Annotated in this window: 14 protein-coding genes; 8 read left to right on the forward strand and 6 right to left on the reverse strand. The window is 38.4% G+C overall.

Features of this window, described 5'->3' with window-relative positions; all coding sequences use genetic code 11:
- Window positions 1-8: 8 nt before the first annotated feature.
- From VAHSUH02_RS04015 to VAHSUH02_RS04025, 3 genes are all read left to right on the forward strand, one after another.
- Entirely contained in the window at window positions 9-1,559 is a 1,551-nt protein-coding gene (locus VAHSUH02_RS04015) for a Ppx/GppA phosphatase family protein (RefSeq protein WP_038148588.1), read from the forward strand.
- Window position 1,560: 1 nt separating this feature from the next.
- A complete protein-coding gene (gene ppk1, locus VAHSUH02_RS04020) occupies window positions 1,561-3,678 on the forward strand; it encodes a polyphosphate kinase 1 (protein ID WP_038148586.1) in 2,118 nt (705 codons plus the stop codon).
- A 416-nt stretch (window positions 3,679-4,094) separates the two neighbouring features.
- Window positions 4,095-5,066 carry a 3D domain-containing protein gene (locus VAHSUH02_RS04025; protein ID WP_005382472.1) on the forward strand — a complete coding sequence of 324 codons (972 nt, stop codon included), beginning with the start codon at window positions 4,095-4,097 and terminating at the stop codon, window positions 5,064-5,066.
- 119 nt (window positions 5,067-5,185) lie between these two features.
- On the opposite strand, the gene msrB is transcribed toward VAHSUH02_RS04025, so the two are convergent.
- From msrB to VAHSUH02_RS04040, 3 genes are all read right to left on the reverse strand, one after another.
- Complete coding sequence (msrB, locus tag VAHSUH02_RS04030; protein ID WP_005382471.1) at window positions 5,186-6,121, reverse strand: peptide-methionine (R)-S-oxide reductase MsrB; 936 nt, start codon at window positions 6,119-6,121, stop codon at window positions 5,186-5,188.
- A complete protein-coding gene (locus VAHSUH02_RS04035) occupies window positions 6,122-7,243 on the reverse strand; it encodes a 5-methyltetrahydropteroyltriglutamate--homocysteine S-methyltransferase (protein WP_005382470.1) in 1,122 nt (373 codons plus the stop codon).
- Between the two features lie 222 nt (window positions 7,244-7,465).
- Entirely contained in the window at window positions 7,466-8,401 is a 936-nt protein-coding gene (locus tag VAHSUH02_RS04040) for a LysR family transcriptional regulator (RefSeq protein WP_005378470.1), read from the reverse strand.
- Window positions 8,402-8,508: 107 nt separating this feature from the next.
- On the opposite strand from VAHSUH02_RS04040, the gene rnmV reads away from it, so the two are divergent.
- Window positions 8,509-9,039 carry a ribonuclease M5 gene (gene rnmV / locus VAHSUH02_RS04045; protein WP_005378514.1) on the forward strand — a complete coding sequence of 177 codons (531 nt, stop codon included), beginning with the start codon at window positions 8,509-8,511 and terminating at the stop codon, window positions 9,037-9,039.
- A 57-nt stretch (window positions 9,040-9,096) separates the two neighbouring features.
- The gene (gene rsmA, locus VAHSUH02_RS04050; protein WP_005378475.1) at window positions 9,097-9,951 is read left to right on the forward strand and encodes a 16S rRNA (adenine(1518)-N(6)/adenine(1519)-N(6))-dimethyltransferase RsmA; all 855 of its coding nucleotides are present in this window, start codon (window positions 9,097-9,099) and stop codon (window positions 9,949-9,951) included.
- 74 nt (window positions 9,952-10,025) lie between these two features.
- Here rsmA and VAHSUH02_RS04055 read toward each other — a convergent pair whose 3' ends face one another.
- Entirely contained in the window at window positions 10,026-11,273 is a 1,248-nt protein-coding gene (locus tag VAHSUH02_RS04055) for a sodium/glutamate symporter (protein ID WP_005378508.1), read from the reverse strand.
- A 235-nt stretch (window positions 11,274-11,508) separates the two neighbouring features.
- Window positions 11,509-13,104 carry a peptide chain release factor 3 gene (locus tag VAHSUH02_RS04060; protein ID WP_005382468.1) on the reverse strand — a complete coding sequence of 532 codons (1,596 nt, stop codon included), beginning with the start codon at window positions 13,102-13,104 and terminating at the stop codon, window positions 11,509-11,511.
- A 176-nt stretch (window positions 13,105-13,280) separates the two neighbouring features.
- On the opposite strand from VAHSUH02_RS04060, the gene VAHSUH02_RS04065 reads away from it, so the two are divergent.
- The gene (locus VAHSUH02_RS04065) at window positions 13,281-15,593 is read left to right on the forward strand and encodes a DNA topoisomerase 3 (protein WP_038148583.1); all 2,313 of its coding nucleotides are present in this window, start codon (window positions 13,281-13,283) and stop codon (window positions 15,591-15,593) included.
- A 51-nt stretch (window positions 15,594-15,644) separates the two neighbouring features.
- Here VAHSUH02_RS04065 and VAHSUH02_RS04070 read toward each other — a convergent pair whose 3' ends face one another.
- On the reverse strand, window positions 15,645-16,943 hold the full coding sequence (locus tag VAHSUH02_RS04070) for a DEAD/DEAH box helicase (protein ID WP_005376811.1): 1,299 nt from the start codon (window positions 16,941-16,943) through the stop codon (window positions 15,645-15,647).
- 516 nt (window positions 16,944-17,459) lie between these two features.
- Between VAHSUH02_RS04070 and VAHSUH02_RS04075 the strand changes: the two genes are divergently transcribed.
- On the forward strand, window positions 17,460-17,693 hold the full coding sequence (locus tag VAHSUH02_RS04075) for a FeoA family protein (RefSeq protein WP_005376797.1): 234 nt from the start codon (window positions 17,460-17,462) through the stop codon (window positions 17,691-17,693).
- 9 nt (window positions 17,694-17,702) lie between these two features.
- Complete coding sequence (gene feoB, locus VAHSUH02_RS04080; protein ID WP_105112047.1) at window positions 17,703-20,072, forward strand: ferrous iron transport protein B; 2,370 nt, start codon at window positions 17,703-17,705, stop codon at window positions 20,070-20,072.
- The last annotated feature ends 21 nt before the right edge of the window (window positions 20,073-20,093 follow it).

Here is a 20,093-nt window from a genome sequence, read left to right on the forward strand (position 1 = left end):
AGGTAGGTATGACATTATCAAAAGTGCTCAGATATGCTATTTTACATGTTGGGTCTAGTAGCATGAGCATTACAATATTAGAATACAAAAGTATTGATGATGTACGTGTCATCGATTATGCAGCTCGAGAAGTGACCTTTGGAGAAGAATTATTTCAAACTTCACGTCTTAGCTTTAAAACGATTGAAGAGATTTGTGACATTCTTAAGGGCTATAAACAATTAATGGCTGATTATGGTGTGTCTAGATGCCGTTTATATGGCACTACCGTAATTCGGGAGGCCACTAATAGAAGAGCTATACTGGATCAGATTTTTATACAAACTGGCATGCGTGTTGAAGTGATAGATATGCCTAAAGAGGTATATTTTAAGTACGCTCTTGTATATTACGAAATGATGTACCATCATAAGGCGACAGATGAGGATACAGCTTGTCTCTTTGCAGATGTTACATCTGGAGGGGTTGGTCTAACAGCTTGGAGAGGAGCATCTTTGTTATTCCAACAAAACATGCATAGTGGTTCTCTCCGTGTTATGGAGTCTTTTAACAGAAATCAAAGGGCTTCTATATCGTTTAGCACTGCTATTACAGAATATTTGCATCGTATGATTAGTCCATTGCGAGAAGAATTGCAATTATTTAATATTAAGAATGTCATATTTTCCGGTGATGAAGCACGTTTAATCTTACAATTGATGGGATATAGTGATAGTGAACCTATTACAACAATTAACCCACAGCAATTTAAAGAGCTAGTAGACTCCTTTGATGGTATTACGGCTACCAAATTGATGAATCGGTATAAGATACCGGAATTTAAAGCTAATATTCTTATGCCTACAATGATTTTGTTTGCAGAAATCATTAATGCGATTCAACCAGAGTCTTTAATATTTAGTAGTTATTCTTTTTCACAAGGTATTAGTTGGTTTTACGGTGTAGAATCTGAAAATCATCCGTATATGTATCAGTTACGTGAGCAAAATGCTGACTTAGCACGTGCTATAGCGACTCGTTATCACACGGATTCTATACATGATAGGGAGGTTGAACGTTTTAGTTTAGCCTTTTGTAATGCATTGCGTCATAAAGGCTTGCCAGAGCGGTGGGGATATTTGTGTCGCATAGCGGCAATCTTGTGTTCTGTTGGTAAATTTGTAAGCCTTAGAAATCATGGCGAACATGCGTATCATATCGTCATGGGAACTGATATATTTGGACTTTCAGAGGAAGAAAAACAAGTAGTTGCGAATGTAGTGTATTACCACTATAAAGGGACACCTTCAGATGATGATGATTGCTTTAGAGTGCTAACAGAATTACAAAAAATACAAGTTACAAAGCTTGTTGCTATCGTCCGTATAGCCTGTTCATTAGATGCGGGAAGTAATCAAAAAATAGACGAGATACGATTAGAAGAGAAGGATAAAGAATTAATTGTTCACGTACGGACAAAGGAAAATATTTCTCTTGAATGGTGGACGTTTAATCGAGATTCTATCTATTTTAGCGAAATATTTGGTATGGAAATTTCCTTGACCATAGGGGGTGTATAAGTTGTTTACAAGTCCAAAGTACTATTTTAACCGTGAATTATCCTGGTTAAAGTTTAACCAACGGGTTGTATTAGAAGCGATGGATACGAGCAATCCCTTAATGGAGCGTTTACGCTTTATCGCTATTGCCAGTTCTAATTTAGACGAATTTTTTATGATACGCGTAGCGGGATTACGTCATCAAGCTATGAATGGTATTGTTAAATATGATGCTGCTCATATGGATGCCAAGGCACAGCTCAAAGCTATCGATGAATCTGTACAACGTTTAGTTTCGTTACAATATACATATTTACATCGCGTTTTAGCAGATTTAAAGGAAAAAGGGTTTAGTTTTTTTCATCCTGAAGAGTTAGATGTAAAGACAAAGGCCTGGTTACGTCATTATTTTGAGGAACAAATCTATCCTGTGGTCACTCCATTGGCCGTTGACTCAGGACATCCATTTCCTTTTTTAGCTAATAATACGATTAATGCTATTGTTCGCATCTTTCAAGTCCAACCTGATGGTACAAAGGATTATAAAATTGCAATTTTGCCAATACCATCAGTATTAGATCGAATTATAGAAGTACCATCTTCATCGAACAAGGAACATAGATTTGTCTATTTAGAGGATGTAATTAGTTATTATGCAATCCAGTTCTTCCAAGGTTATGGCATAGAAGAGGCCATGATTTTCCGCTTGACTCGTGATGCGGATTTGGAAATCGATGAAGAAGACGCAAAGGATTTATTGACAGAGGTAGAAGCTTCTTTACGGCGTAGACGCCGTGGTGATGCGGTTCGCTTAGAGGTTGTTGGAGCTGGTTCTTCTGAATTGTTGCGTACCGTATTGGCAAGTGTAGAACTTGAAGAAAAAGATGTATACCATATAGATGGTCATTTAGATTGTCGTATGTATTTCGATTTTTCAAATTACCCTGGGTATGATAATCTGCGCTATAAACCATTTGAGCCTAAAATACCAAGCGATTTAATTGGATTCGAAGGAGAAAATTTACTCGATGTGATTCGTAATAGAGATATATTTGTACATCATCCTTTTGAATCCTTTAGTGTGGTTGAACAATTTGTAGCACAAGCTGCGGTAGATCCAAATGTCTTGGCTATAAAACAAACCTTGTATCGCGTTAGTGGAGAATCACCCATTATTGCGTCTCTTGTAAAAGCAGCGGACAATGGTAAGCAAGTTACTGTTTTGATGGAAGTAAAGGCCCGTTTTGATGAAGAGCATAATATTACTATGGCTCGTAGATTAGAAAAGGCGGGGTGTCATGTTATTTATGGATTAAAGGGGTTAAAAACCCATTCTAAGATTACAATGGTAGTTCGCCGTGAAGAAGATGGTATACGCCGTTATGTGCATTTAGCAACGGGGAATTATAATGGTAAAACGGCGCGTATATATACGGATTGTGGTATTTTTACATGCAATGATGAATATGGTGATGATGCATCTCGCTTCTTCAATCTAATTTCAGGTTATTCGGACCCACCGATTTGGAATAAGTTTATCGTAGCACCATTAAATTTGAGAGAGCGAATTATGGATCTTATAGATGAAGAAATTGAATGTGCTAAACGTGGTGAAGATGCATATATTATTGCCAAAATGAATTCCTTACTGGATAAAAAAGTCATTGCCAAATTATATGAGGCCTCTGCTAATGGTGTGCGTATTGATTTGATTGTACGGGGGATTTGTACGCTTAGACCTGGCATTGCAGGTGTTAGTGATAATATTACGGTACGTTCCATAGTTGGACGTTTCTTAGAGCATCATAGATTGTTCTATTTCCGAAGTGGAGGCAATGAAAAAATCTTTCTTTCTAGTGCGGACTGGATGCCTCGCAATTTAAATGAACGGGTTGAATTGATGATTCCTATTGAGGATAAACGTCATAAAGCAAGAATTAAAGGTATTCTAGATTTATATTTAGTAGATACATTAAAAGCACATCTTATGAGAGCCGATGGTTCTTATTATAAGGTTTCTAATATAGAGGGGACGTTATCTGCACAAGAAGAATTAATGGAGGCTGCTAACACACAAGATAGTAGGGAGCAAATGACAGTCATAGAACGATTTAAGCCAATGTTTAAGATGAAAGAATGATGAAACTTCAAAACGCTGTTATATAGATGTATAAATATAGATTATAAATACCCAATTTACGTATGTTTTAGTCGTTTTATTTATTGTAATATGAAATGTAAATGAAAATTTAGAACTTTAATATATTTTGTGGTAACAATAGAAAAACTCATAAATATTCATTGTCGAAATAATATATACATCATATACTATATATTGTAGTAGTATCTTATATACCTCTACAATTTTGCTTATGTAGTATGTTATCGAAAAACCTAGATATGTATTTATACAGTGGACAAAGTGTAAAAAAACAAAAGATTAAAAATAAGAAAAACTATATATTATGAGGGTTTATCAACGATTGTTAACCTTGTGTGTTTGACAGGTTATATCTAACTGTAGTAGAATATGATTGTTACAGGAGGTATTTCGTAATGAGAATTCAAAAGACGCACAAGCGATATATATCGTCTGTGGTTGCTGGATTGATGGTAACTGCAATAACCTTGACTGGTTTTTCTTACAACGATAAAACTGTTACAGTCATGGCTGATGGTGCAGCTCATACTGTTAAAACACATTTAAATTCGAATGAAGGTATCGTGCGTAACGCAGGTATTAAATTAAATCCGAAAGATAAAGTAATTAGCGATTCTAATTCTGTACAAGAAGGGACAACACTTACAGTAGTAAGAGCATTCCCAGTATCTGTTACAGTAAATGGAAAAACTAGAACTGTTTATACTACACAAACTACAGCCGAGGATTTAGCAGAAGAATTAGGCTTTAAAGCTCCTAATTATACCACTGCAGCTAGTGGTGCTATTCAAGCTGGTAGTACTGTGAATATTGTACGTGTTACAAGCCGTGCAGTGAATACTGTGGATCAAGAAATCCCAGTTCAAGTTATTCGTCAAAAAGATGACACAATGGCTCAAGGTGAAGAAGAAGTTGTTCAAGTTGGTCAACCGGGCACTGAACGCGTTCAGGTTGAGACATTATATAATAATGGCACCGCTATTAGAACGAATGAATTGTCTAAGTCTGTAATGACCAATATGGTACCTACAATTATTAAAGAAGGTACTCGTGAAGTAACGACATCCCGTAATGTATCTGGCCGTGCATCTCGTTCCATCGTTATGGAAGCATCTGCTTATTTAGCAGGTGATGGCGACGGTGCTGGTATTACTGCTACAGGCATTCCTGCAGTACGCGGTGTAGTTGCTGTTGACCCTGATGTGATTCCATTAGGTACGCGCTTATTTATTCCAGGCTATGGTGAGGCCGTAGCAGCTGATACAGGCGGTGCTATCGTAGGAAATCGTATTGACCTTGTTATGGACTCCTATGGTGAAGCCATGGACTTTGGTCGACGTGATGTAACAGTTTACGTACTCGATTAATTCATATTAATAATAAATGGAGATATCCAAGTGATATCTCCTTTTTGTATAATTAACCTAATGAGAAAAGGACGATAGTTTCCAACGAGGAAATGTATCGTCCTTTTATTGTATAGATATTAGTCGATATAAGGAATTAGGTATTCATACTTTGTTCCTAATAATTCATTTTTAGGTATAAATTTGAGCGCAGATCCATTGATACAATACCGTAATGATCCATTAGGTCCATCTTCAAAAACATGACCTAGGTGTGCATTTCCGATTCGACTACGCACTTCAATACGTTGCATACTATGGGAGTCATCTTTGTAATACCGAATAACATCCTTTGCTATTGGTTTTGTAAAACTTGGCCAACCACAGTGTGACTCGAATTTACGCGATGATCCGAATAGTGGTTCACCCGTTGTAATATCTACATAGAGTCCAGATTTAAACTCATCAGTCAATTCATGACTAAATGGTGCATCTGTAGCAGCATTTTGAGTCACTTCAAACTCTTGCGGTGATAAAGTTTGCAAGTCTTTTTCGGTCGGTTTGTTATAGGCGCTATCGTCTATAAGTGGCTCTTGGGATAGGCCGAGAGGAATGTGACAATAACCATTAGGGTTTTTGTCTAAATAATCTTGATGATATTCTTCTGCAGAGTAATAGTTATCAAGTGGTAATACTTCGATGGCGAAGGGCTTGCTTTCAAAGGATTGAGCACGTGCTAATGTAGTCTCGATAATTGCTTTATCAGCACTATCTGTATAGTATATACCTGTCCGATACTGAACTCCTTCATCCCCACCTTGTTTATTGATGCTAAATGGATCGATAGCACGCAAGAAATACTGAATTAAATGATCTAATGATAATATATCGGTATCATAGATTACTTTTAGTGCTTCTACATGGCCACTGTCATGACATACATCTTCATAACTTGGGTTGGTAGTAGGGCCGTTGGCATAGCCCACCTCAGTCGATACTATACCATGAATTTGGCGAATATAACCTTGTAATCCCCAGAAACAACCACCACCTAAGTATATTGTGCGCTCTGTCATCTAATCACCCCATACTTCGTGTGCGATTTCTTTAACTAATGCTAATTTGACCCATTGTTCTTTTTCGGTTAATTGATTGCCGATTTCGCAGGATGCAAATCCGCATTGAGGGGATAGGCAAAGTCTTTCGAGAGGAATGTATTTCGTAGCTTCCTTAATGCGAGCCTTAATCACTTCTTTATCTTCTAGTTGTGGACGTTTTGTTGTAATGAGGCCTAATACAACCTTTTTATTAGGTGATACTTCACGCAATGGTTCAAAGCCACCGGACCGTTCGTCGTCGAATTCTAAGTAATATGCATCTACGTTTTCTTTGGCAAATAGAATTGGTGCCACTGGTTCATAGCCGCCGCTAGCAGCCCAAGTAGAGTTGTAATTACCGCGGCATACATGTGTTGTAAAAGCTAGATCCTGAGGACGACCTTCAAGGGCCAAGTTATTTACGCGTAAGTATTTTGCTGTTTCTCCTTCGATGGTTACACTTTTATCTTTTTGACGGCCAGTCCAATAGCCATGGTCGCAGCACATACCCCATGTACAATCATCAAATTGAATGTTGCGACAACCTGCATCATATAAATCTTTTATAACTTGACGATAGGCTGCTGCAATATCTTGGATTAACTCCTCTAAATCTGGGTAGAAGGAACGTGTTACAGTACCATTATCTTCTCGAAATAATTCTGCTAAGAATTGAGATGGGGCAGGGATGGTTTGACGAGCTGTTGTATGTTCATCTTCGAATTGTTTTACGAATTTAAAATGTTCTACGAATGGGTGATTAGTGCCTGTGATTTTGCCTGTAAGTGCAAGAGAACCAGGTGCTGTTTCTTGACCGTGGAATTTGTAGCCATGTTCAAGTTCAATTTCTTTTACACCATTGAATCCCCACATGAAATCCAAATGCCAATATGCGCGGCGGAACTCGCCATCTGTAATCACAGGTAGACCTGCTGCTTTTTGTTTTTTGATAAGGTCTGTAATAAGGCGATCTTCGACTGCTGTTAAATCTTCGCGAGTGATTTTGCCGTCTGTGAAAGCTTGACGTGCTTCTTTTAATTCTGCTGGACGTAGGAAAGAACCTACAATATCAAAATGAAATGGTGCTAAATGGTTAGACATAATAAAACCTCCTATAATAAACGGTATAACCGATAATTTCGATAGGTTTATTATAGCTAAGTCTAACTATATTTAAAAATATCTATATGTTAATGTTTGGTATAGATTATAGTTATGGAGGCAACCATATAGTATGGCATTAGTTATAAAGAAAAAGTACATCCTTCTGTATAGAGGATGTACTGATTTAGTTTGTTATTTTGATTTGTAGAATCGAAAGATTTATTTTTCGGTGGGCAATTGAATATGTTTGCCATAATTGTTTACATATTGCTCTAAGGCATTAATATATCCTTGTCCTAAACGACTGCGCTGCATTTTATTGTTAGTAATGTAGCCGATATGCATGATGCCTTCTTCTGATAGGGGCACGGAAATGATACTTTCACCATTGAACTCCTTATCGATAACGCCGCTTGATACGGTGTATCCATTGAGGCCGATTAATAGACTAAAGAGGGAGGCCCTATCACGGACACGTATATGTTTTGGGCGCACAACAGTACTAAAAATTTCTTCGGAAAAATAGAACGAATTATGGTCGCCTTGTTCAAATGATACATAAGGATATGGTTCCAATTCATTCATAGAGACCATTTTTTTAGTAGCTAATGGATGTTGTTTGCCGATAAAAATATGAGGGCTCGCCGTGAATAGCTCTGTAAAGGTTAATTCGTTAGTATGAATCAATTTTTCTAAAACAGGTCGATTAAAATCATTGTAATATAAAAGACCGATTTCGCTTTTCATATGCGCTACGTCATCAATGATTTCATAGGTTTGTGTTTCCCGTAACGAGAAATCATAAGAGTCTACATCGCTTTGATTGATAAGATCGATAAAAGCATTTACTGCAAAGGAGTAATGTTGTGTAGATACGGAAAATTGTTTTTTTCCACCTTTATTACTCTTATATTGTTCTTCTAACAGCGTAGCTTGTTCCAATACTTGGCGTGCATATCCTAAAAAACGCTCGCCCTCCTTAGATACAGTAATGCCCTTATTGGTGCGATCGAAGATGGTAATGCCCATCTCCTTTTCTAATTCTTTTATGGCTTTCGTCAAGCTTGGCTGAGATACGAATAAACGTTTTGCAGCCTCACTAATACTGCCGATATTGGCAATTGTCGTTACATATCGCAATTGTTGTAATGTCACAATTATCTCCTTATTTTATAGATTTATATAATATTATACTAAACTATTACACCTATTTAAGCAATGCTATATATGTTACAATAATATAATAGATATAAGGAGGTCCTATGTTAAAAGAGGTTATTGTAGTAGAAGGAAAATCGGATATACAACGTATACATCAAGCTATTGACGCTGATTGTATTGCTACGGAAGGATTTACCTTGCGCAAGGGCGTTATTGAACAGATTCGCGTAGCCTATGAAAAGCGGGGCATTATTATTCTTACCGATCCAGATACGGCTGGCGAACGTATACGTCGCGTATTAACAAAGAAATTTCCTAATGCACAACATGCCTTTGTTCCTCGCGATGAGGCCTATGCAAATGATGATATTGGCATCGAACAAGCTTCGCCAGAATCTATTATAAAGGCTTTATCCGTACTCCATACAGAATCATTGGTATCCAGCGAGGAATTTACGATGGCAGATCTTGTACGACATGGCCTTTCTGGATTTCCTAATAGTGCTGATAAACGAGCTGCCGTTGGTGCTGCTTTGGGTATAGGATATGGAAATGGCAAACAGTTTTTATATCGACTCAATCATTATGGCATCAGTCGTGATGAATATGAACAAGCCGTTTCAAGATGTTAATATACTTTCAACAAACATAGTATTAAATTCGTAACAAAATTTAGAATAGGAGTATTCATGATTGAATCTATCATTGCGAGTCCAGAAGTAGTTCATTATATCTGTAAACGTTTTGATATTAAAATGAGCAAAAAGTTGGGCCAGAATTTTCTGATTAAGCGTGGCATTGTTGATGAAATTGTAAAAGCTGCGGATTTACAAGAAGGAGAGCCTGTTTTAGAAATTGGTCCTGGTATTGGCACGCTTACACAAGGCTTAGCACAAAGTGGTGCTAATGTAACGGCTATTGAGCTCGATACGCGTTTATTAGAGGTTTTAGATACGACACTAGCTCAATATAGTAACGTGACTATTGTTCATGGGGATGTGTTGAAATTGGATGTACCGTCCATTATGCATCATGAACCGTTCAAGGTTGTTGCTAATTTGCCATATTACATTACAACGCCTATTATTATGTCTCTTTTGGAAAGTAGATTGCCTATAGAGCGCCTCGTTGTGATGGTACAAAAAGAAGTAGCCTTACGGATGGTGGCAAAGCCAGGTACGAAGGACTACGGTGCTCTATCGGTGGCTGTTCAGTATTATACTAAGCCCGATATCGTGTTAGATGTTCCGCCAAAATCTTTCTTGCCAGCGCCAGCTGTAACGAGTTCTGTCATTCGTTGTGTATTGCGTGATAAACCTCCTGTGGATGTGATTGATGAGAAACTATTCTTCCGCGTTGTGAAAGCTGGTTTTGCACAACGACGTAAAACATTTGCTAATACAATGAAGACGACAGGGCTTTCTAAAGATCGAATTGAAGAGCTTTTAGCAAAAGCCAATATCGATGGTCAACGAAGAGGAGAGACATTTACCCTCCAAGAATTTGCCGATGTAGCCAATGCGTGGGCGGCCTTAATTAAATAATATAATTAAAAGGTCCTAAGGATTATCCTTAGGACCTTTTGGCATAAAAAAGGACCCGAATGGGTCCTTTCATTTTAGTATAGAATGCCAGCCATTGTTGTAATAATAAAGGCATTAGCAAAGTCGATTAAGAATGCACCTACCAAGGATACAACGAGCCATGCACGAGGGGATGGGCCGTGTTTACTTGCTAAGGATAACATATTAACCAATGCGTTTGGCGTAGCACCTAAGCCGAAACCGATAGCACCTGCACCGAGCATAACGGAATCGTAGTTGCGACCAAATAGGAAGTAAATAATGTATGCGAATACACAGATAAGCGCCATTTGTGCAACTAAGATTGTAATAAGTGGTAATGCAAGGTCGATTAATTGTACAAGTTTCAAGCTATTGATTGCCATTGTAACGAATAGGGACAATGCTACATTAGATACAGCATCAAGGGCAGCATCGTTAATCTTGTAGGATTTTGTAAAGTCACCAAAGTTACGAATGATGGCTGCACAAATCATAGAGCCAATGTATGCAGGTAATGGAGTTAAGATAGATAAACCTGCACTTACGATGGTACCAATTCCAAGAGCTAGGCCAATCCACATACAAATCGTTAACAAATCTTGAGAGTTGAATTGCTTTCCGCCGCCTTCAACGTGATCTTCGATATAATCGATGTTGTCATCATCCATAGTTTCAGGGTTGTCGTAAGGTGTTTTTACCTTATGCATTTTGATGATGCGTTCTCCTACTGGAGCACCTAAAATCGTACCAGCTACCATACCAAATGTAGCTGCTGCTACGGCTGCAGATGCAGTACCTGGAATACCAAGTAATTGTTCGTAGTATGGACCGAAGGCACCTGCCGTACCGAGACCACCAATCATGGATACGGAACCGGCCATGATACCGATAATAGGTTCAATACCCAATGCTTTTGCAATGGCGATACCTGCAGTATTTTGAACTACAATCCACACGGCACAAGCAAGGAAGAAGAAGATAATGAAAATACCGCCTTTTTTCAATACCTTTAAGGAAGCCATCAAACCGATGGTAGTAAAGAAGGCAAGCATTAAAAAGGTTTGCAAGGAACCTTCAAATTTGATATCCAAGATATGATAATAAGAAAGAATAGCAGTTAAAAATGCAAATGGTAGAGCCCCTACAGCTGGTGCTGGCATACACATACGTTGTAAAAACTTGGAATGTTTATTAATCCAAGTACCTATGAATAAGGTAATTACAGCGAGGCCCACAGTTTGAATCATGGACAGGTTTAGTGTCCATACATCGTTGACTAACTTTAGGTCAATCAGTGGCATAAAATCACTCCTTTTAACAAATAAAAATAATTTATTACATTGTATCATGAACAACCAATTAAATACTATAGAATTTATCATGTATACAAAATATGTATAGATTATATATTCTACACTTTCGTCATAAATTCCTCTAATGAGAATAGAAAAATTTTGATTGTATAAATGTGAGACTGAAATGGCGCAGGCTCGATAGAAAGGGCCTGCGCCATTTATATAGTGAACTAAGATTTAATTAAATCTCATTATGTAATTTTGGTGTTGTTAAGAATGTAATATCTGGATTACGTTCTAGAACCCAACCCATTTGCCATTCGTTGGCGATGAGTACAACGGTGCGGTCACGGTTATCCTTTACGATCATCGCATTATCTAGACCTTTTAGTGTGGATGTATCTACGTCTCCGTCAATCCAGCGTGCCACACTGTATGGCAATGTATGATTTAATAAATCGACACCGTATTCATTTTTTAGGCGGTATTCCAATACCTCAAATTGAAGCATACCAACAGCGCCAACTACGAAGGAGTCAAGAGCACCTGGTTGTTCAAAGATTTGAACAGCCCCTTCTTGGGCAAGTTGTGTCATGCCTTTTTGGAATTGTTTGCGTTTCATTGTATCTTTTGGAGATACACGAGCAAAGAATTCAGGTGGGAAGACAGGGAAGTCGCCAAATGTAACCTTGTGCTTTTGTGCACATAGTGTATCGCCTACACCCATTGTGCCGGCGTCAAAGACACCGATAATATCGCCAGGATACGCATCTTCTACAATGGTACGTTCTGTAGCCAAGAATTGTTGTGGTTGTGATAAGCGAATCGTCTTATTCGATTGGCGATGCAATACGGACATGCCCTTTTCAAATTTACCAGAGCAGATACGCATAAATACGATGCGATCATGGTGATTAGGGTCCATATTGGCTTGAATTTTAAATACTAATGCCGAGAAGTCTTCGCTTGTAGGTTGTACAACCTCTTCGATAGCTTGACGTGGAGCTGGGGATGGAGCGAGTTCTAAGAATTTTTCTAAGAATGGTTTTACCCCAAAGTTTGTCATAGCGGAGCCGAAGAACATCGGTGTCAATTCGCCGGCGCGCACCTTATCAAAATCGAATGGGTCGCCTGCAACGTCTAATAATTCGATATCATCAAGCAATGCTTGATATACATCGTCACCTAATAATTCTTTCATGCGAGGGTCAGTTAATGCACCTTTTTCAGAGGCTAACTTTTCTTGACCATGTGTTTCATCCTTAGCAAAGAGCTCGATCGTTTCATGTTCTCTATCGTATACGCCCTTGTATTCGCCGTTGATACCGATAGGCCAGTTCATAGGGCATGTACGAATGCCGAGAACGTTTTCGATTTCTTCCATCAAATCGAATGGATTACGACCAAAATGGTCAATTTTATTTACGAATGTAAAAATCGGAATACCCCGTTCTTTAGAAACAGCAAATAGTTTTTTTGTTTGTGCTTCCACACCTTTTGCTACGTCGATGAGCATGACTGCACTATCGGCAGCCATCAATGTACGGTAGGTATCTTCAGAGAAGTCTTGGTGACCAGGTGTATCGAGGATATTTACGCGACATCCATCGTAGTCGAATTGCAATACGGAACTCGTTACAGAGATACCACGTTGCTTTTCGATTTCCATCCAGTCAGATACAGCGTGTTTTGCCGTTTTACGAGATTTAACGGACCCCGCTAAGTGAATGGCACCACCATATAAAAGTAATTTTTCTGTTAGTGTCGTTTTACCCGCATCCGGGTGAGATATGATAGCAAACGTACGACGACGTTGTACTTCTTCTAAAAATGTCATAATTCACCTCTGTTGTTTCGCTTGTGAAAGTTTAATTGTATTGTACAATTTTCACATCATTCATATCTTTAAAATTATACATGATTTTGGTAGTTATGACCACTAAATTGTAGTATAATGAGATTTCAAAGAGCGACTACGGGGATGGTCGCCATATGTACGTTAAGGAGGGGACCATGCGGTTATTTATTGCAGAAAAGCCATCCATGGCTCGAGAAATCAGTAAATGTTTGCCGGAAAATAAGAATATACAAAAACGCAATGGTTATTTCATTCAAGGTGACGATATTGTTACATGGGTTGTAGGGCATGTATTACATCAAGCTGAGCCTGGTGACTATGACGATAAGTATATCCGCTGGCGCCCTCAAGATTTACCAATCGTACCTACTGAGTGGAAATTACTCGTAACCGATAGTAGTCGTCAACAGTTTGAAACTGTAAAAGAGCTGATTGGAAAAGCTGATATCATCGTCAACGCAGGTGACCCGGATAGAGAAGGTCAGTTATTAGTCGATGAGGTTTTGTATTTTGTAGGCAACACAAAACCGGTGCAACGGATTTTGTTAAATGCATTGGACGAGAAATCTGTAAAATCGGCATTAGGTGATTTGCGGGATAATAAGGACTTTCACAATCTATATCAATCTGCATTAGCTAGAGCGCGTGCAGATTGGTTAATCGGGATGAATTTATCTCGGGCTTATACATTATCTGAACGGTATAAGGGGAATAAGGTAACATTGCCTATAGGCCGTGTAAAAACACCGACACTAGCACTCGTGGTACGTCGTGAGCGAGAATTAGCTGATTTTAAACCGGTTGATTATTTTACCGTTAAAATTTTATATACCCATGAGAATGGTACCTTTTGGGCAACGTGGCAACCTAAGGATGAACAAAAAGGATTAGATCCAGATGGGCGTCTCGTTAATAAAGGGGTTGCTGAAAGCTTAGTGCAACAGCTAGCATCAAGCCCTGATGGTGTGGTAAAATCCGTTACAAAATCCAAGAAGAAAGATTTACAACGCTTGCCATTATCACTATCGTCATTACAAGTGTTGGCAGGGAAGGCATACTCTTATGACCCTCAAACTGTACTTGATACGGCACAGAAATTATACGAGAAAAAATTGACCACGTATCCTCGTTCTGATTGTGAATACTTGCCACCTAATCAATATGGTGACCGTATGGCTATTCTCAGCAATTTAGCGCAATCGGGGGATGAAAAACTTTCACAATGGGCACAAAATGCGGATAGAAATATTAAGAGTCGTGCATGGAATGAAAAAAAGATTACTGCCCATCATGCCATCATTCCAACCACAGTTGCTTGTAATGTAAACAGCTTAACTCAAGCAGAACGTAATATTTACTTTCTCATCAGTCAGGCCTATATTGCTCAATTTTATGGAGAACATGTATATGAGCAAACAAGGATTGTAGTTGGTCAATGCGAGGAAGAATTCGTTGCCAATGGTCGCGTTGTTATTGAAGAAGGCTGGAAGTCCTTATATAAGCGTCAAAAGTCTAAGACTAACGCAGATGGTGATGAACCGGACTTAACCGATGAACGAGGTGCAGAATCAGGGCCTAAAAAGGATGCTATCGAAGAAGCAGATCATTTGCCGTCGGTTAAAAAGAATGACTCAGTTCAATATACGGATTCATCTGTAGAGTCAAAACAAACAAAACCGCCATCTCGATTTACGCCTTCTACATTATTACAAGCGATGAAGGAAATTCATAAGTTTGTTAAGAATGAAGAGTTGAAGAAACAATTGAAGGCCGTATCCGGTATTGGAACGGAAGCGACGCGGGCAAATATTATTGATGAATTAATCAGTCGTGGGTTTATGAAGACATCTGGTAAGAAACAGGTGTTATCTCCTACCGATACGGGATATCTTTTGGTAGATGCATTGCCTGATGAATTATTATATCCTGATGAAACAGCCATTTGGGAGGAACGTCTTGCTCTTATGAGTGAGGGGGAGGATACACTGGAGTCATTCCTAAAAGATCAGATTCAATTTTTACAACACTTAATTGATAAACTTGGTTTTGATAAACAGGTGAGTCGTGATCAAATGATGCCAAATGTGGTTCGTACCATTTCGAATCAAAATGCAAGACGGCCTATGGATGCCAATCAAGTAAATCTGAAGGATTTACCCGAGTGTCCATCCTGTAAGAAGGGGCGATTACAACAGCGGAGTGGTAAGTTTGGCGCCTTTTTAGGTTGTACTAATTATCCGTCTTGTCGATATACTCAACCTGTAGGTGGTGGTCAAAACGAGGATTCAAATCTGGAGGTTCCGGAAGAGTCAAAGCAATATATATGCCCTCGATGCAAAAAAGGATATTTTGTAAAGCAACAGATGAGAGGACGTACTACATGGGTTTGTAGTAATCGTTTAGCTTGCAAGACGCAGTGCATGGATGTAGAGGGTGTACCGAGTATCTATGCAAATCAAAATAAATAATGGCACATAAAAAATGCGTGTAGCTTAGGATATGCTACACGCATTTTTGTGTTATCTTCGATTGCCACGTCGACCTGTTTGTGATGTAGAGGCACGGCGTTGTCGAGTATTGGAACCCTTATGGCCTCGAGCCTTATGGGCTTTTGCCTTTGTAGATTGATAGGAACTTGTGATTTTAGGTTTTGATGTTGCTTTTTTGCGTTTTGGCGCAGTGCTGGCATTACCTTTAGTTTTGATTTGCCCATCTTTTGTGTATTTTGTTAAGGTTGCTTGGATCGCACGTTCTATGCGTCGTAACCAAGATTCATCGGCTGGCGTAGCAAATGTAACGGCTATACCAGAATTACCTGCACGACCTGTACGACCGATACGATGGATGTAGTAATCTACATCATGAGGTACATCATAGTTGTATACATGAGTGATGCCCTCAATATCGATGCCGCGCGCTGCAATATCAGTAGCCACCAAAATTTGTGTTTTTGCCTTGGCAAAGTCTCGAAGTATTTGTGTGCGTCGGCCCTGTGTTAGGTCGCCGTGCATTTCAGCAATGTTGAGACCTGCAGCTGTCAACTCATAGGATAGTCGAATGGCGCCTTCTCGCTTGTTACAGAATACAATTGCCAAATATGGATTATCTTCTTGGATCATCTTGATGAGGCGAGGTGTTTTATCCTCTGGATTCATCATGTATACGCGTTGGTCAATTGAGTCTAGTGTAATGTGTTTGCCTTCCGCCGTTACAGATACCGGTTTTGTCATATATGCTTTTGCTAGGTTGCGTATCTTGTCCGGAATTGTAGCAGAGAAGAGTAACAATTGTCGATTCGCATCTGTTTGACCGATTAGGTTTTCTATGTCTGGTAAAAATCCCATGTGAAGCATTTGATCCGCTTCATCTAATACTACGCGACGGATCGAATCGAGATGGAGTGAGCCGCGCTTAGCGTGGTCCAATAAGCGACCTGGTGTACCTAGGATAACGTGAGGACGTCTACCAAGTTGTTGTAATTGGGATTCAATCGTTTTACCACCGATGAGCGGAAGAATATCGACATCCAACACAGCGCCTAGCACCTTTGCTTCGTCGGAAATTTGTTTAATGAGTTCCCGTGTTGGTGCGATAATCAGTACTTGTTCTTGATGTACATCTGTGTGAATGCGTTGCAATATAGGCAATAAGAAGGCTAGTGTTTTGCCTGTTCCTGTTTGTGCCTTTGCAATAATATCATTGCCTTTGAAGACGATAGGAATCGATTGTTCTTGAATCGGCGTTGGTTCCTTGATGCCTTGTTTTTGTAAGGTGCTAATAAGTTCGTCGCAAACGCCTAAGGATTTAAAAGATTTCATGTGTCGTCCTTTCTTTAATACATATTATATTAATTATACCTAATCTATTAGAGTGGAGCAAATTTATATCATTATGGATTATTCTGGGGAGATAATGAGTGTTGAATAACATCTAATTAAATGAATAAAATTCAGAAAATGAGAATTTGAAGGGCGAAATTGAGATTAGAAGTTTTAATAATGACAGGCAATTCTTAAAACGCAAGTATGAAAATGAGAATGAATATATAATAAATTGATAACAAGATAACCTTAATTATCATTTTCAGTAATGAGAAATCTTATTGTGTATATAATATTAAAATTGATGGACCCTTATTTTATAAGTATGTTTGGTATATTTTTAAAATAGGTATAATCATATTTAATAATAAGTATAAATATTTTGAATAATAAAATGATAATTATTGTTGAAATTATGAACTCTCATGATATAATAATTTAAGATATTAATACGCATTATTATTTGGTGTGTTTAATATGAGGTTGTTAGGTACAATAATTAGGAGGTGTCGTATGGCTATCAAAAAGTTAAAAGACATGAAACCAGGTGAGTCTGGTCTTATTGTTACACTACATGGCAGTGGCAACGTTAAGCATCGTCTAATTGACATGGGTCTTGTACATGGTACAAAAATCCATGTTATGAAGTTTGCCCCTTTGGGGGATCCGGTGGAAATCAAAGTAAAAAACTTTGAATTAGCACTTCGTAATAGCGAAGCTGGCATGATTGATGTAGAGGTTCAATAGGAGGTTCACATGGCAGAAAAAGGGCAAATTCGAATTGCCTTAGCAGGTAACCCTAACTGTGGTAAAACTACAATGTTTAACAATATCACAGGGGCGAAGCAACACGTTGGTAACTATGCCGGCGTTACAGTAGAAAAAAAGGAAGGCTATAAGAAATTTGATGGCCATGAGTTATTGTTTATTGACTTACCAGGTACATATAGCTTAACTGCACGTTCCTTGGATGAGTTAGTAGCGCGTAATGTTATCGTAAATGATAACCCAGATGTAATTGTTAATGTTCTTGATGCATCTAATTTGGAACGTAACTTATATTTAGCTGCACAATTAGTGGAACTTGAAAAGCCAATGGTTATTGCTCTAAACATGTCTGATGTTGCTGAAGATATGGGCATCAAATACGACCTAAAAAAAATGGCAGAAATGACAGGGGCTACAATTGTTAGCACAGTAGGTCGTACAAACATTGGTACAAATGAGTTGTTAGAAGCAACAGTTAGTGTAGCTGCTTCTCAAAAAGCTCCTGGTGTAACAATTAACTATGGTGATTTGTTAGAAGGCAAAATTAGTGAACTTGTAGAAGAACTAAAACAAGCTGGTACTGTTACATATCCACTTCGTTGGGTTGCTGTTAAGTTGTTAGAAAAAGATGCGGACGTTATTGGCAAAGTTATGCGCTTTGAAAATACAGAAGCTGTTATTGAAAAAGCGAAAGCGATTCGTGAAGAAATTAAAGATCAAGTCGATCTTGATGTAGTATTCCAAGAATATCGTCACCGCTTCGCAGTAGAAGTATATAATACATGTTTAACACAGGCTCCTACACAATTAGAAACGCGTTCTGACCGTTATGATAAAATTTTAACTCACCGTATTCTTGGTTTGCCAATTTTTATGGTTGTAATGTGGTTACTATTTAACTTCGTAAATACTGTAGGTGCTATTCCTCAAACTTGGATTACAGATGGCTTTACTGCATTACAGGCATGGGTTGTAACAGTTATTCCAGAAGGTCAGTTACAATCACTTATTTCTGATGGTATCATCGCTGGTGTAGGTGCTGTATTATCCTTCGTACCATTAATTCTATTATTATTCCTTGGTATCTCTTTCTTGGAAGATACAGGGTATATGGCACGTGCTGCCTTCGTTATTGACCGTGTAATGCGCGCTTGTGGTTTACATGGTAAATCGTTTATTCCTTTATTATTAGGTTTTGGTTGTTCCGTACCATCCGTAATGGGTGCACGTATACTTGATAACTACAAAGATCGTATGGTAACAATCTTAATTACTCCATTCATGAGTTGTTCTGCACGCTTACCTGTTTATACTTTGTTTGCAGCAGCATTTTTCCCTCCTAAATGGGCTGGTACTGTAGTATTTGCTGTGTATGCATTAGGCATTGTATTTGGTATCGTATTTGCTAAAATTTTCCGCAAATATTTATTTGCTGGCGAAGCAGAACCATTCGTAATGGAATTGCCTCCATATCATTTACCAACTTTAAAAGCTACATTAACTCATATGCTTGAACGTGGTATTATGTACCTTAAAAAAGCAGGTACTTTCATCCTTGCTGCTTCCATTCTCGTATGGTTCATCACAACATATCCAATGGATGTGGAATACTCCAAAGATTATGATGCATTGCATGATCAAGTAGCTCAAACATATGAAATGAAAGATGCTGAAACTTTGGCTCATTTTGGTATCACTACAGATGAACAAAAAGATCAAGTAAATGAAATTGTTGATAATATGAAATCTACTGTAGCAGATGCCACTACACAAGCAGAGGATGCTGGAGAAGATGATCCTGTAATCGAAGTAGAAGATGATTCCGAAGCCCCTGAATTGTTCAATGATATTAAAGAACAAAATGAACAATTATTCCCAGTAGCATGGGCTATGTACAAAAATAGCGTTAATTTAGATGATGAAAATCAAAAAATTGACGATGAAAAAAATTCTGAAAAATTGGAACAATCCTATGCTGCTATGTTCGGTAAAGCAATCAACCCAGTTCTTAAACCATTAGGCTTTGACTGGAAAATCGGTGTATCTCTTGTGGCTGGTTTAGCGGCTAAAGAAGTTATTGTATCTACATTGGGTACAATTTATGCAGTAGGTGGCGATACACTTCACCCTCAAGCATTGACTGATTACTTACAAAATGATCCAGACTTTACACCATTGGTTGCATTAACATTAATGCTATTCATCTTGATTTACCCTCCATGTATCGCAGCGCTAGCAGTTATTAAACGCGAAACTGGTTCTTGGAAATGGATGTTATTCATGTTCTGCTATGAAAATGCTTTCGCATGGATTGCATGCTTTATTTTCTACAATATCGGTTTGGCACTAGGCTTCTAATTAAAGCGTAGCTAATCACTA

Origin of the sequence: Veillonella atypica KON (assembly GCF_002959915.1) — a bacterium.
Classification (GTDB): domain Bacteria; phylum Bacillota; class Negativicutes; order Veillonellales; family Veillonellaceae; genus Veillonella; species Veillonella atypica.

What these genes read in the sequence shown, in the direction of transcription:
- VAHSUH02_RS04015 (WP_038148588.1), top strand. Translation starts at nt 9, where the DNA reads ATGACATTATCAAAAGTGCTCAGATATGCTATTTTACATGTTGGGTCT.
- VAHSUH02_RS04025 (WP_005382472.1), top strand. Translation starts at nt 4,095, where the DNA reads ATGAGAATTCAAAAGACGCACAAGCGATATATATCGTCTGTGGTTGCT.
- msrB (WP_005382471.1), bottom strand. Translation starts at nt 6,121, where the DNA reads ATGACAGAGCGCACAATATACTTAGGTGGTGGTTGTTTCTGGGGATTA.
- VAHSUH02_RS04035 (WP_005382470.1), bottom strand. Translation starts at nt 7,243, where the DNA reads ATGTCTAACCATTTAGCACCATTTCATTTTGATATTGTAGGTTCTTTC.
- rnmV (WP_005378514.1), top strand. Translation starts at nt 8,509, where the DNA reads ATGTTAAAAGAGGTTATTGTAGTAGAAGGAAAATCGGATATACAACGT.
- rsmA (WP_005378475.1), top strand. Translation starts at nt 9,097, where the DNA reads ATGATTGAATCTATCATTGCGAGTCCAGAAGTAGTTCATTATATCTGT.
- VAHSUH02_RS04055 (WP_005378508.1), bottom strand. Translation starts at nt 11,273, where the DNA reads ATGCCACTGATTGACCTAAAGTTAGTCAACGATGTATGGACACTAAAC.
- VAHSUH02_RS04060 (WP_005382468.1), bottom strand. Translation starts at nt 13,104, where the DNA reads ATGACATTTTTAGAAGAAGTACAACGTCGTCGTACGTTTGCTATCATA.
- VAHSUH02_RS04065 (WP_038148583.1), top strand. Translation starts at nt 13,281, where the DNA reads ATGCGGTTATTTATTGCAGAAAAGCCATCCATGGCTCGAGAAATCAGT.
- VAHSUH02_RS04070 (WP_005376811.1), bottom strand. Translation starts at nt 16,943, where the DNA reads ATGAAATCTTTTAAATCCTTAGGCGTTTGCGACGAACTTATTAGCACC.
- VAHSUH02_RS04075 (WP_005376797.1), top strand. Translation starts at nt 17,460, where the DNA reads ATGGCTATCAAAAAGTTAAAAGACATGAAACCAGGTGAGTCTGGTCTT.
- feoB (WP_105112047.1), top strand. Translation starts at nt 17,703, where the DNA reads ATGGCAGAAAAAGGGCAAATTCGAATTGCCTTAGCAGGTAACCCTAAC.